This is a genomic window from Pseudomonas sp. BGA-UO-ETr-WB11 (assembly GCF_059567785.1).
In genome coordinates this window covers 47,792-61,343 of the sequence record NZ_JCAQOS010000002.1, presented here as the reverse complement: position 1 = coordinate 61,343, position 13,552 = coordinate 47,792, and the positions used below count along the sequence as shown (strand labels likewise).

Annotated in this window: 10 protein-coding genes; 7 read left to right on the top strand and 3 right to left on the bottom strand. The window is 59.1% G+C overall.

Features of this window, described 5'->3' with window-relative positions:
- Positions 1-22: 22 nt before the first annotated feature.
- The gene (locus AC56DI_RS00705; RefSeq protein ID WP_496344485.1) at positions 23-1,951 is read right to left on the bottom strand and encodes a transglycosylase SLT domain-containing protein; all 1,929 of its coding nucleotides are present in this window, start codon (positions 1,949-1,951) and stop codon (positions 23-25) included.
- A 194-nt stretch (positions 1,952-2,145) separates the two neighbouring features.
- On the opposite strand from AC56DI_RS00705, the gene AC56DI_RS00700 reads away from it, so the two are divergent.
- Together AC56DI_RS00700 and AC56DI_RS00695 are read left to right on the top strand one after the other, a co-directional pair.
- Positions 2,146-4,062 (top strand): ATP-binding cassette domain-containing protein, encoded by a 1,917-nt coding sequence (locus AC56DI_RS00700; RefSeq protein WP_496344484.1) that lies wholly within the window; start codon positions 2,146-2,148, stop codon positions 4,060-4,062.
- Between the two features lie 19 nt (positions 4,063-4,081).
- Positions 4,082-4,768: a DUF6901 family protein gene (locus AC56DI_RS00695; RefSeq protein ID WP_496344483.1), complete on the top strand. Its 687-nt coding sequence runs from the start codon at positions 4,082-4,084 to the stop codon at positions 4,766-4,768.
- Between the two features lie 39 nt (positions 4,769-4,807).
- Here the strand turns inward: AC56DI_RS00695 and AC56DI_RS00690 are convergent, their stop codons facing one another.
- On the bottom strand, positions 4,808-5,248 hold the full coding sequence (locus tag AC56DI_RS00690; RefSeq protein ID WP_496344482.1) for a universal stress protein: 441 nt from the start codon (positions 5,246-5,248) through the stop codon (positions 4,808-4,810).
- Positions 5,249-5,322: 74 nt separating this feature from the next.
- On the opposite strand from AC56DI_RS00690, the gene AC56DI_RS00685 reads away from it, so the two are divergent.
- Positions 5,323-5,760, top strand: coding sequence for a hypothetical protein (locus AC56DI_RS00685; protein ID WP_496344481.1), 438 nt, complete (start codon positions 5,323-5,325; stop codon positions 5,758-5,760).
- A gap of 61 nt (positions 5,761-5,821) precedes the next feature.
- On the opposite strand, the gene AC56DI_RS00680 is transcribed toward AC56DI_RS00685, so the two are convergent.
- On the bottom strand, positions 5,822-6,649 hold the full coding sequence (locus AC56DI_RS00680) for a hypothetical protein (RefSeq protein ID WP_496344480.1): 828 nt from the start codon (positions 6,647-6,649) through the stop codon (positions 5,822-5,824).
- Positions 6,650-7,104: 455 nt separating this feature from the next.
- Between AC56DI_RS00680 and fadB the strand changes: the two genes are divergently transcribed.
- The 4 genes from fadB to topA all read left to right on the top strand — a co-directional run bounded on the left by fadB (position 7,105) and on the right by topA (position 13,513).
- A complete protein-coding gene (fadB, locus tag AC56DI_RS00675; protein ID WP_496344479.1) occupies positions 7,105-9,252 on the top strand; it encodes a fatty acid oxidation complex subunit alpha FadB in 2,148 nt (715 codons plus the stop codon).
- A gap of 30 nt (positions 9,253-9,282) precedes the next feature.
- On the top strand, positions 9,283-10,458 hold the full coding sequence (gene fadA / locus AC56DI_RS00670) for an acetyl-CoA C-acyltransferase FadA (protein WP_324520169.1): 1,176 nt from the start codon (positions 9,283-9,285) through the stop codon (positions 10,456-10,458).
- A 94-nt stretch (positions 10,459-10,552) separates the two neighbouring features.
- Positions 10,553-10,789 (top strand): DUF1653 domain-containing protein, encoded by a 237-nt coding sequence (locus AC56DI_RS00665; protein WP_324520171.1) that lies wholly within the window; start codon positions 10,553-10,555, stop codon positions 10,787-10,789.
- A gap of 114 nt (positions 10,790-10,903) precedes the next feature.
- A complete protein-coding gene (topA, locus tag AC56DI_RS00660; RefSeq protein ID WP_496344478.1) occupies positions 10,904-13,513 on the top strand; it encodes a type I DNA topoisomerase in 2,610 nt (869 codons plus the stop codon).
- Positions 13,514-13,552 lie beyond the last annotated feature (39 nt).

The following is a 13,552-nucleotide window of genomic DNA, read 5'->3' as shown; positions in this document are numbered from 1 at the left end:
TTTTATGCCTGGCAGTGACGCCTTATTGGTCGTCGAAAAAGCGCTCGTGCCAGTCCACCATGGGTTGTGGCGCGTTGAGCTTCTGGCCGTAGATCACCGAATAGGACAGCACGTTCTGCACGTACTGGCGGGTTTCGTCGAACGGGATGGTTTCCACCCAGACGTCGAACGGCAGGTGGTTGGCGCCTTTCAGCCATTGGCGCACGCGGCCGGGGCCGGCGTTATAGGCGGCTGTGGCCAGGACCCGATTGCCATTGAACTGGCCGTGAATTTGGCTCAGGTAGGCGGCGCCCAACTGGATATTGGTTTCCGGGTTAAGCACCTGTTGCGGCGAGCTGAGGGGGATGCCAAAGCGTTTGGCGGTTTCCTTGGCGGTGGCCGGCATCAGCTGCATCAAGCCGCTGGCGCCGACGCCTGATCGGGCGTCGTTCATAAAGGCGCTTTCCTGGCGGGTGATGGCGAACACCCAGCTGGAGTGCAGGCTGCGGCTTTTGGCTGCGCGGGTCAGGCTGTCCTTGTAGGCCATCGGGAAGCGCACATCCAGATCGTCCCAGTACTGCGCCTGGCTGATGGTGCGGATGGCTGGGAAGTACCACTGCATGTCGTAGGCCATGCGCGCCTGGGCGACCATTTCATCGCGGCTGAACAGGCGGCTGACGTGATACCACTCGCGGCGTCCATCGACGATCTGGCCGCGGGCATGAAACTCCAGAGCGCGGCGGATGCCGGCGGTGTTACGGACTTTCTGGATGGTGCGAGCGTCCAACGCCAGGGGTTGGTTCTTCAGCTGGTAGGGCACTTGGATGCGGTCAGCAGAGAGAAAGCCGTAGAAGTCGCGCTCACGGGCCACCGGCTGATAGAGGGTTAGCGGCTGCTGACTCTGTGGCTGCGCCAGTTGCAGGCTGCGGGCCTGCCAGTAGCGCCAGCGATTGCTGTCGGCCAGGCTTGCGGGCAACTGGCGGGTCAACTGGTAGGCATCGTCCCAGCGGCCGAGGCGCAGCAGCAGGCGGGCGCGCCATTCGGAGACATTGTTGTCGCGCAGCTCCGGGTCGTACTGGCTCATGACCGGCAGGGCGCGGCTGTCGAAACGCTTGGCAAAGGTCAGGCCGATTTCGCGGGCAATCGCCACTTTCTCCTCTTTGGAGAACGCCTGGCGCGGCGCATACAGCTCGAGCAATTTAAGGGCTTTTTCCGGATCTTGGCGCGCCAGGCGGCGCAGGCCTAGCCCCACCACATCGGACATGGCCGGATCCGTCTGGCTGAAGCGCGCGGTCTGGCTGAGCAGTGCTGGATTCTGCGCCACCTCAACCAGCAGTGCGCCCTGTTGGGCGCGGCTTGGCAGATTCTTCACCAGGTGGCTGACCAGGCCGTAGTTGCGCGCCTCGGCGGCCAGCTTGGCGCGTTGCCAGCGCAGGCTTTCGCTTAGTTGACCGCTGGCGGCCCAGCGTTCGAACAGCACGTCGCAGGCTTGCGGTTGGGATTTGCCCACCAGCCAGAGCTTTTCCGCGGCCGCATTAGCCTCGGCTGCCGGGCCGTGGTTAAGCAAGTACTGGCCGTACAGGCAATCGAGCTCGGTGAAATTGAGTTTTGGGTCGTAGTAGTTGAGGAAGGTTTGCCACTCGCCACGTTCGGCCAACCAACGCAGCCAGCGCAACTTCATCCAACTGGCCTGGGGCAGGTCGCCATGTTCGGCGAGGAACTTCTCTATTTCGCTGTTACTGGCGCTTTTTAGGCGGGCGGTCAGCTCGTCATAGGCCAGGTATGGCTGCAATGGATAGTCCTGCAGGGCGGTCGCATAGCGTTGATAAGGGCCGTCGTCCCCCTTGGCCAGGGCGCGCTTGGCCTCATCGTAATATTGCCGCTGCTGGGCCAGGTTGGCTCCGTAGGCACTATTGAGGCTGAGGGAGAGAGTAAGCAGGCAAGCAAACAGACTGAAAAGGCGACCGCGCATGAGACTTCCGAAGCAAAAAAGCCAAGGCTGACGGACTGGCCGTCAGCAAACCGGTCTAGCTTAGCCTTTTGCGGTCGAGCGGCGAAAGCGTCAGCATGACAACTGGCCCAACGGTGCGGCCGTCGGCGCGAAGATACGTCAGCAGGGCAGCCGGCAAGTCAGTTAGAATGCGCGCCCTGTTTTTGGAGATGCCCATGACCCTGCTCAAATTCACCGATGTGTCCCTGGCCTTTGGCGCCATGCCGTTGCTGGATAAGGTTTCCTGGCAAATTGCCAGGGGCGAGCGGGTCTGCATCATCGGCCGCAACGGGACTGGCAAGTCCAGCATGATGAAGCTGGTAAAAGGCGACCAGAAGCCCGATGACGGCTCTGTATGGCGTGCGCCGGGTCTCAAGATTGGTGAGTTGCCGCAAGAATTGCCGGTGGCCGACGGGCGGACGGTGTTCGACGTGGTCGCCGAAGGCCTGGACGGTGTCGGTGCCTTGCTGGCCGAATATCATCATCTGGCGCAGAACTGCGTTACCGATGCTGACCTGGACAAGCTCATGCACGTCCAGCAAGACCTTGAAGCCCGTGACGGCTGGCGTCTGCAACAATTGGTCGACAGCACCCTGAGTCGCTTGCAGCTGCCAGCGGACAAGACCCTCGCCGAACTGTCTGGCGGCTGGCGTCGACGCGTGCTGCTGGCACAGGCGCTGGTGTCCGAGCCGGACCTGCTGCTGCTGGATGAGCCGACTAACCACCTGGACATCGGCGCCATCGCCTGGCTGGAAGAAGCCCTCAAGGATTTCCAGGGGGCTGTGCTGTTTATTACCCACGACCGTGCCTTCCTGCAGAACCTGGCCACGCGCATTCTTGAGTTGGATCGTGGCGGCCTGATTGACTGGAACGGCGACTACGCCAGCTTCCTGGTGCACAAGGAAGCGGCTCTGGCGGCCGAAGAAACCGCCAACGCGCTGTTCGACAAAAAACTGGCCCAGGAAGAAGTCTGGATCCGCCAGGGGATTAAGGCGCGTCGCACCCGTAACGAAGGCCGTGTGCGTGCTCTAAAGGCCCTGCGCGTGGAGCGTAGCGAGCGTCGCGAACGTACCGGCAAGGCCAATATTCAACTTGATACCGCCGATAAGTCGGGCAAGCAGGTCATGGTGCTGGAGAACGTCAGCTTCCATCACCCGGAGGGTCCGTTCCTGATCAAGGACTTCTCAATGGTCCTGCAGCGTGGCGACCGGATTGGCCTGCTGGGCGCCAACGGTACTGGCAAGACCACCTTGCTCAAGCTGATGCTCAATGGTCTGCAGCCAACCAGCGGCACCGTGGCAGAGGGCACTCGCATCGATGTGGCCTACTTCGATCAGCTGCGCCATCAGTTGGACCTGGAAAAAACCGTGATCGATAACGTTGCCGAAGGCCGCGACTTTATCGATATCGACGGCCAGAGCCGCCACGTGTTGAGCTATCTGGGCGATTTCCTGTTCAGCCCGCAACGTGCGCGCACGCCGGTCAAGGCGTTGTCCGGTGGCGAGCGTGCGCGCTTGTTGCTGGCTAAGCTGTTCAGCAAGCCGGCCAACCTGCTGGTGCTGGATGAGCCAACCAACGACCTGGATGTGGAAACCCTTGAACTGCTGGAGGAGGTCTTGCTGACCTTCAACGGTACCGTGCTGATGGTCAGCCATGACCGGGCATTTCTCGACAACGTAGTCACCAGTACCCTGGTCTTCGAGGGCGAAGGCAAGGTGCGTGAATACGTCGGTGGCTATCAGGACTGGCTGCGTCAGGGCGGTTCGCCGCGCCTGCTGGGTGTGACCGAGAGCAAGTCGGGCAAAGCCGCGCTGGAGTCCGCTGTGGTTGCCGCGCCGGTGGTGGAAGTCGTGGTGGCTGAAGCGCCGGCGGCCAAAAAGAAACTGAGCTACAAACTGCAGCGCGAGCTTGAGGCGATTCCGGCGCAGATCGACAGCCTGGAAACCCAGTTGGCCGCGTTGCACGAAGAAATTGCCGCCCCGACTTTTTATCAAAACACCGCAGAGCATACGGCTGCTGCGCTGGCTCGCCTGGATGCACTGCAGCTGGAGCTGGATACCTTGTTGGAACGCTGGGCCGAATTGGACGCCTGATCGTCTGCTGGAGAGCTGCATGGCTATTGATTACCGCATCACCCTCGATGATGCCCACGAGTTCAGTTATCGGATCGAGCTGGATCGCGAGTACGACGCGCAGGCGGCCAGCCTGGCGCCGAAGTGGACTCGGCTGGAGTACCAGCAGTGCAGCAACTGTCCATTGAGCAAGGATGACTTCAGTCATTGTCCAGCGGCAGTGGATTTGCACCGGGTGATCGAAGATTTCCACGGTTTGCCGGCGTTCAAGAAAGTCGTGGTGTGGGTGCAAACGCCAGAGCGCGAGTACAGCAAACAGGTAAGCCTGGAAGAAGGTTTGCGCTCGCTGCTGGGGGTGATCATGGCCACCAGTGCGTGCCCGATGCTGGGGCGATTGAAACCGATGGCGCATAACCATCTACCGTTTGCCAGCAGCCACGAGTTCGCTTTGCGCGCGGTGTCGCTGTACCTGACCCAGCAGTACTTCAACTTCCGTGAAGGCCGTCCGGCCGATTGGGAGCTGAAAGGCCTGGTGACGCAGTTCCAGCAGTTGCAGCTGGTCAATCAGGCCTTCTGGCAGCGGATTCATGACACCTGCGAGGGTGACTCCAATCTCAAGGCGTTCCTGACCTTCTTCTCCATGTCATCGAGCATGACCTACTCGCTGCAAACCCAGCTGCAGAAGATTCGGCCGCTGGTGATGAGCTCCGGAGATGCCTTGGGCTGATCCCGCCGTGCGCCTGCTTGGGTGCAGGCGCATTCGGCTTTAGGCGGGGTGTTTCAGGCGTACGGCGAGTACGTCGCAAGGCGCGCCGTGCAACACGTCATTGGCGGTAGAGCCCAGCAGCAGGGCCAGGCCGTGACGACCATGGCTACCGACCACAATCAGATCGCAGTGCTGTTCTTCGGCCAGGCGATGGATTTCCTGGCGCGGTTGGCCGTAAGCCAGGTGACGCTGCTCTGGAGTCAGCTCCGGGTAGCCTTTGGCAAAGTTGTCCAGGCGTTCACGGGCTTGGTCGAACTGCTGCTGTTGCAGCATCGACAGGTCCATCGGCACATCACCGCCAAAGGCCATGGCCATGGGCTCCACCACGTTGATCAAGGACAGCTTGGCGTTATTGCTGCTGGCCAGGGCCTGGGCGCGCTGGATCACCTCGCGGCACTCTTCGGTCAGGTCGACGGCGACCAGGATATGGGTATAGGGCATGACGGACTCCTTGTGGGTCGGTGAATGCTTGTCAGTATGGCTACTTTGCCGGCTTTTAGGCTTGAGATAAGACAATGACGTTCTGGATAGTGGCACTGCTGGTGGGCGCCGCCCTCAGCCCGCTGGCGTGGTTACGGCCCTCGCGGCGGCAAAGTCGGCAGATGGAGCTGCGCCTGGAGGCGCGGCGCATAGGTCTGGCCATGCAGCTCAGTCGGGAAGAGTGGCCCCATTGGTTGCTCAGTGAGCCGCCAAGCCCGTGTGCGCAATATCACCGCAGCCGCCGTGCGGGGCATCAGGACAGTTGGTGTTACTGGCAGCTGGAGCCGGGGCAGTGGCTCAATCGTTGGCGCGAACCCTGCGAGGATGCAAGGTTACTGACCCAGCTACAAACCCTGCCGGCGGATACCTTCAAGGTGGAAGCGAGCCCGCAAATGATTGCTCTATGCTGGGGTGAGAAGCCCGAACCGCAGGCCTTGGAACGCATTGCCGCGGTGTTGCTGGCGCTGGCGTAAGCGCAAAAAAAACGGCCCGCGGTAAGCCGCGAGCCGAGGTCTTGGCCAGGCAGGCCGAAACTTAGATGTTGTTGGCCGCGTATTGGCCGGCGAGGACTTCCAGGCCTTCAATAATGCGGTCGGAATACTTGTTGACCAGGAACGGTACGCTCTTCTCGTTGTAGTTCTTCAGCGATTTCTCGATGTAGCGCCATTTGGTCTTGACTGCGCCCAAGGACTGCCGCGTTTCTGCAGTGTTTTGCGGCGCTTGCTCGAGTTTGTCCATGACGTGAACAAACTCATTGGCCAGTTCGTCGATGCTTTTACTGTTCTCGCCCCCACTGCTGATAAACGAGCCGCCTACCGAGGCGCTGCGCGAGGCGTAATCGACGGCGATGCTTTGCATCAGCAGGCTTTGTTCGCGACTGAGTTGGGTTAGGGCGCTGACATTGCGGCCGCTTTCTTGCTGGATCTTGTTGTACAGCTCGGTGCTCAGCCCCATCAATTGCTGGTTATGGCTGGCCAGGTCGGCGACCGGCTGCAGGTCGGTATAGCCCTGGGTCTTCAGGGTGTCGGCCAATACCTTGAGTTCACTTTGATAGCTGTTCCAGTGCTGGTCCAGCTGTGCCAGCAGGGCTTTGGAGCCTTCGCCGGGCATTTGCGTCAGGCTGCCGAGCAGGGCTTGGCCATTTTGCAGCGAGGTATCAATCATGCGCGCATAGCGCTGATCGCCTTCCATGCCGTTGTACATATAAAAGTCGCCGAGGCTTTTCTGTGCAGCTAGGCGCAGTTGATGCAGTTTCAGCAAATTGTCGGCGGCGTCTGTGGGTTCGACGCTGGCGGCGTAAGAAGGAAGGCTGAAGACCAGCAAGAACTTCAGGGCAATGGCAAGCAGACTGCGGCTCGACATGGTGTAACTCCGTGACCCCTAAGGGTTTTCATTTGTTGTTATTTGTCACGACTCGTTTAGATCGGTCGCGTTGCGGGACTCTACCCGGCGCGGCTCGATTTGGCTAGGTGTGCGCAGGTTCGCCGGCGTTTCCGTCACAAGCTCGGCTAATAGGTGCTCATTTGGGTTATTTATAATGCGGGCGGTGGTACGTTCGCTGGTGCCATCTGCGCGCATTTCGATATTTCAGTGACGCAATTGACAATTAACGCTTTTTCTATGATGGTGTGCGCACCCGAATCAAACGGGCGTATGAATTTTGTGTTCGCCTCAGGCGACACTCGTATTTGTCCGAATATCGCGTCGGCGGGTATGTCAGGCGAAATGGGACTATCCTCGACGGCTCGGCTGTGGGGTGGTCCTGTGGCTGACGTCCGATGTGTACTGTTCAGCTTCCATACCGTGGAGATCAGTTGATGATTTACGAAGGTAAAGCCATCACGGTTAAGGCTCTTGAGAGCGGCATCGTCGAATTGAATTTCGACCTCAAGGGTGAGTCCGTCAATAAATTCAACCGTCTAACTCTGTCTGACCTGCGTCAGGCGGTAGATGCCATCAAGGCAGATGGTTCGATCAAGGGCGTGATTGTCACCAGTGGCAAAGACGTGTTTATCGTCGGTGCCGACATCACCGAGTTCGTCGACAACTTCAAGCTGCCGGACGAAGAGCTGGTAGCCGGCAACCTCGAAGCCAACAAGATCTTCAGTGACTTTGAAGACCTGGCTGTCCCAACTGTCGTTGCCATCAACGGCATCGCTTTGGGTGGCGGTTTTGAAATGTGCCTGGCCGGTGACTACCGCGTCATGGCCGACAGCGCCAAAATTGGTCTGCCAGAAGTCAAACTGGGTATCTACCCGGGCTTCGGCGGTACCGTGCGTCTGCCACGTGTTATCGGTACCGATAACGCCGTTGAGTGGATTGCCTCCGGCAAAGAAAACAAAGCGGCCGACGCCCTGAAAGTAGGTGCTGTTGACGCTGTTGTTACCGCCGATAAGCTCCAAGCTGCTGCTCTGGACCTGGTCAAGCGCGCCATTTCTGGCGAGCTGGACTTCATGGCCAAGCGTCAGCCAAAGCTGGAAAAAATCAAGCTCAACGCCATTGAGCAAATGATGTGCTTCGAAACCGCCAAAGGTTTTGTGGCAGGTCAGGCTGGCCCGAACTATCCGGCGCCGGTTGAAGCGATCAAGACCATTCAGAAAGCCGCCAACTTCGGTCGCGATAAAGCGCTGGAAGTGGAAGCTGCTGGCTTCGTCAAACTGGCCAAGACTTCGGTTGCGGAAAGCTTGATCGGTCTGTTCCTGAACGATCAGGAACTGAAGAAAAAAGCTAAAGACTACGACGCTATCGCCAAAGACGTAAAACTGGCTGCCGTACTCGGCGCTGGCATCATGGGTGGCGGCATCGCCTACCAGTCGGCCTCCAAAGGCACGCCGATCATGATGAAGGATATCCGTGAAGAGGGTATCCAGATGGGCTTGAACGAAGCGAGCAAGCTGCTCGGTGGCCGTGTTTCCAAGGGTCGCATGACCCCTGCGAAGATGGCTGAAGCGCTGAATGCGATTCGTCCGACCATGTCGTATGGTGATTTCGGCAACGTCGACATCGTCGTTGAAGCCGTGGTTGAAAACCCGAAGGTCAAGCAGATCGTGCTGGCTGAAGTAGAAGGTTATGTGAAGGAAGATGCCATTCTGACTTCCAACACCTCGACCATTTCCATCAGCTTGCTGGCTCAGGCCCTTAAGCGTCCGGAAAACTTCTGCGGTATGCACTTCTTCAACCCGGTGCACATGATGCCGCTGGTTGAAGTCATTCGCGGCGAGAAGTCCAGCGAAGTGGCTGTTGCCACCACCGTTGCCTACGCCAAGAAAATGGGCAAGACCCCGGTTGTCGTCAACGATTGCCCAGGCTTCCTGGTCAACCGCGTACTGTTCCCGTACTTCGGCGGTTTCGCCAAGCTGGTCAGCGCTGGCGTCGACTTCGTGCGTATCGACAAAGTCATGGAAAAATTCGGCTGGCCAATGGGCCCGGCGTACCTGATGGACGTGGTCGGCATCGACACCGGTCACCACGGTCGCGACGTAATGGCTGATGGCTTCCCTGATCGCATGAAAGACGATCGTCGTTCGGCAGTCGATGCACTGTACGAAGCCGACCGTCTGGGTCAGAAGAACGGCAAAGGTTTCTACGCCTACGAGATGGACAAGCGCGGCAAGCCGAAGAAAGTGGCCGATCCGGTTGCTCTCGAAGTGCTCAAGCCAGTCATCTATGAGCAGCGCGAAGTCACTGACGAAGACATCATCAATTGGATGATGATCCCGCTGTGCCTGGAAACTGTTCGTTGCCTGGAAGACGGTATCGTTGAAACTGCTGCCGAAGCCGATATGGGCTTGATCTACGGCATTGGTTTCCCTCCCTTCCGCGGTGGTGCACTGCGTTACATCGACAGCGTCGGTGTAGCCGAATTCGTTGCTCTGGCCGACAAATATGCCGACCTGGGTGCGTTGTACTTCCCGACTGAAAAACTCCGTGAGATGGCCAAAAACGGCCAGAAGTTTTTCGGTTAATCGCGCAACGATTAGAGCGAGAGAGAATTTATGAGCCTGAATCCAAGAGACGCGGTCATCGTTGACTTTGGCCGTACCCCGATGGGTCGTTCCAAAGGCGGTATGCACCGCAACACCCGTGCCGAGAACCTGTCGGCCAACCTGATCAGCGGCGTGCTTGCACGCAATACCAAGCTTGATCCGGCTGAAGTGGAAGACGTGATCTGGGGCTGTGTAAACCAGACCCTGGAGCAGGGCTGGAACATCGCGCGCATGGCGTCGCTGATGACCCAGATCCCGCACACCAGCGCTGCGCAAACCGTCAGCCGTCTGTGTGGTTCGTCCATGAGCGCACTGCACACTGCCGTGCAGGCGATCCAGACTGGCAACGGTGACGTGTTCGTCATCGGCGGTGTGGAGCACATGGGCCACGTCAGCATGATGCACGGCGTTGATCCAAACCCGCACATGTCCCTGTACGCTGCCAAAGCGTCGGGCATGATGGGTTTGACTGCTGAAATGCTCGGCAAGATGCATGGCATCAGCCGTGAGAAGCAGGATGCATTCGGTGAGCGTTCGCACCGTCTGGCGCAAAAAGCCACCGTCGAAGGCAAGTTCAAGGATGAAATCATCCCGATGCAAGGCTACGACGAGAACGGCTTCCTGAAGGTGTTTGACTACGACGAAACCATTCGTCCGGAAACCACCCTGGAAAGCCTGGCGGCCTTGAAGCCAGCGTTCAACCCGAAAGGCGGCACCGTGACTGCAGGTACGTCCTCGCAGATCACTGACGGCGCTTCCTGCATGATCGTGATGTCGGCTCAGCGCGCCCAAGACCTCGGCATTCAGCCGATGGCTGTTGTACGTGCTATGGCTGTTGCGGGTGTTGACCCGGCGATCATGGGTTACGGCCCAGTGCCATCGACCCAGAAAGCCCTTAAGCGTGCTGGCCTGACCATGGCTGACATCGACTTCGTTGAACTCAACGAAGCCTTTGCTGCCCAGGCCCTGCCGGTGCTGAAAGACCTGAAACTGCTCGACGTTATGGAGCAAAAGGTCAACCTGCACGGTGGCGCTATCGCCCTAGGTCACCCGTTCGGTTGCTCCGGTGCGCGTATTTCCGGCACCCTGTTGAACGTGATGAAGCAAAATGGCGGCACCTTCGGTGTGTCCACCATGTGTATTGGTCTCGGCCAAGGCATCACCACCGTCTTCGAACGCCTGTAAGCGTTCGCTGACGTAAAACCGGGGCCCTGTGCCCCGGTTTTTGTTTTTCTGCAGGTGCTGTTTTTTGTAGCAGCAGCGATCAAGGAGTACCGAGATGTTTTTGCAACCCGGCCGCTATCGTCATTACAAGGGCCCCGAATACCGCGTGCTGGATGTGGCACGGCATTCGGAAACCGAAGAATGGCTGGTGGTGTATCAGACGCTGTATGGCGACTATGGTTTGTGGGTGCGGCCGCTCGGCATGTTTACTGAAACGGTCGAGGTCGACGGGCAGCAGGTGCCGCGTTTTGCCTTGATTGAGGCCCAAGAGCCGATCATTTCGCGTCCTTGAGTGATGCCTGCGCGACATGCGCGCTTGACCTCACCTCTAGGGCCACTATATATAGCGGTGCCGCGTCAGGCACCTCGTGCCTTTCCTCTCTCGAATTCAGGAACTTTCCGATCCATGGGCAAATCGCTGGTCATCGTGGAATCCCCGGCCAAGGCCAAGACCATCAACAAGTACCTGGGCAACCAGTACGTGGTGAAGTCGAGCATCGGCCATATCCGTGACCTGCCTACCAGCGGTTCGGCAAGTGCGGCCAAAGAGCCGGTTAAACGTGGCAAGGCAACGGCCGGCGAGGCGCCGGCCCTGTCGCCCAAGGAAAAAGCCAAGCGCCAGCTGGTGGCGCGCATGGGCGTTGACCCCGAACATGGCTGGAAAGCCAAGTACGAGATCCTCCCTGGCAAAGAGAAGGTGGTCGAAGAGCTGCGCCGCCTGGCCAAAGATGCTGACACCATCTATCTCGCAACCGACTTGGACCGCGAGGGGGAAGCCATTGCCTGGCACCTGCGCGAAGCCATTGGTGGCGATGACAGCCGCTACAAGCGCGTGGTGTTCAACGAAATCACCAAGAAGGCCATTCAAGAGGCCTTCTCCACCCCTGGTGAGCTGGATATCAACCGGGTCAACGCCCAGCAAGCGCGTCGTTTCCTCGATCGCGTGGTGGGCTACATGGTCTCGCCGCTGCTGTGGCAGAAGATCGCCCGTGGCCTGTCGGCTGGCCGGGTGCAGTCGGTTGCCGTGAAGCTGGTGGTGGAGCGCGAGAAAGAAATCCGCGCCTTCAACCCGGAAGAGTACTGGGAGATCCATGCGGATCTGGCCAGCAGCAAAGGCGCCAACGTCAAATTTGAAGTGGCCCGCGACAACGGCGAGGCCTTCAAACCGCTGAATGAACAGCAGGCTATGGCCGCGCTGGAGAAGCTCAAGGCGTCCAGCTACAGCATCGTCAAGCGTGAAGATAAACCGACCAGCAGCAAGCCGTCGGCGCCTTACATCACCTCCACCCTGCAGCAGGCCGCGAGCAATCGGCTGAGCTTCGGCGTGAAGAAGACCATGATGATGGCCCAGCGTCTGTATGAAGCCGGCTACATCACTTATATGCGTACCGACTCCACCAACCTCTCGGCCGACGCCGTGGAGATGGTGCGCGGCTTTATTGAGAGCGAGTACGGCAAGAAGTACCTGCCGGCCAAGCCGATCGTGTATTCGAGCAAGGAGGGCGCCCAGGAGGCGCACGAGGCGATCCGTCCGTCCGACGTCAACCTCAAGCCGACCCAGCTCACTGGCATGGAACGCGATGCCGAGCGCCTGTATGAATTGATCTGGCGCCAGTTCGTAGCCTGCCAGATGCCGCCGGCCGAATATCTGTCGACCAGCGTCAGTGTCGCTGCCGGTACCTTTGAGCTGCGCGCCAAGGGCCGCATCCTCAAGTTCGACGGTTACACCCGCGCCCAGCCGCAGCAGAGCAAGCCTGGCGAAGACGATGTGTTGCCAGACATGCAGCAGGGCGAAGCGCTGAAGCTGCTCAAGCTTGATCCAACCCAGCACTTCACCAAGCCGCCAGCGCGTTTCTCTGAAGCCAGCCTGGTTAAAGAGTTGGAAAAGCGCGGCATTGGTCGTCCCTCCACCTATGCGGCAATCATTTCCACCATCCAGGAACGTGGCTATGTGACCACCCAGAATCGGCGTTTCTATGCCGAGAAGATGGGCGACATCGTCACTGAGCGTCTGTGTGAGAGCTTCTCCGACCTGATGGACTACGGCTTTACCGCTGGCATGGAAGAGCATCTCGACGACGTAGCGCAAGGTCAGCGTGACTGGAAGAACGTGCTGGATGACTTCTACAAGGGCTTCAAGAAGAAGCTTGAAGTGGCCGAGCTGCCCGACGCCGGCATGCGTGCCAACCAGCCGACGCCGACCGATATTGCCTGCCGTGAATGCGGCCGGCCGATGATGATTCGTACCGCCTCGACCGGTGTATTCCTCGGTTGCTCGGGGTATGCCTTGCCGCCGAAAGAGCGCTGCAAGTCGACGCTCAACCTGGTGCCGGGCGACGAGATTGCCGCCGACGACGAAGGTGAGTCCGAGTCGCGGGTACTGTTGGGCAAGCACCGTTGCCAGAAGTGCGGCACCGCCATGGATGCCTACCTGCTTGATGAAACGCGCAAACTGCATATCTGCGGCAACAACCCTGATTGCACTGGCTACGAAATCGAGCAGGGTCAGTACCGGATCAAGGGCTATGAAGGTCCGAGCCTGGAGTGCGACAAGTGTGGCAACGAGATGCAGTTGAAGACCGGCCGTTTCGGCAAGTTCTTCGGCTGCACCAACAGCGAATGCAAGAACACCCGCAAGTTGATGAAAAACGGCGAAGCCGCACCTCCGAAGATGGATGCGGTGAAAATGCCTGAATTGAAGTGCGAGAAGGTCAACGACACCTACGTATTGCGCGACGGTGCCTCGGGCATGTTCCTGGCGGCCAGCCAGTTCCCGAAAAACCGTGAGACCCGTGCGCCCTTGGTCATGGAAATTGTCCCGCACAAGGACGAGATCGATCCCAAGCATCACTACCTGTGCGATGCACCGCAAAAAGACCCGGATGGCCGTCCGGCGGTGATTCGCTTCAGCCGCAAGACCCGTGAGCAGTACGTGCAGACTGAAGTGGACGGCAAGCCGACCGGCTGGCGCGCATTCTTCAGCAATGGCGCCTGGAAGGTCGAAGACAAGCGCTAAGCATGTCCAGGCGCTCACCGTTCGGTGAGCGCCTGACTG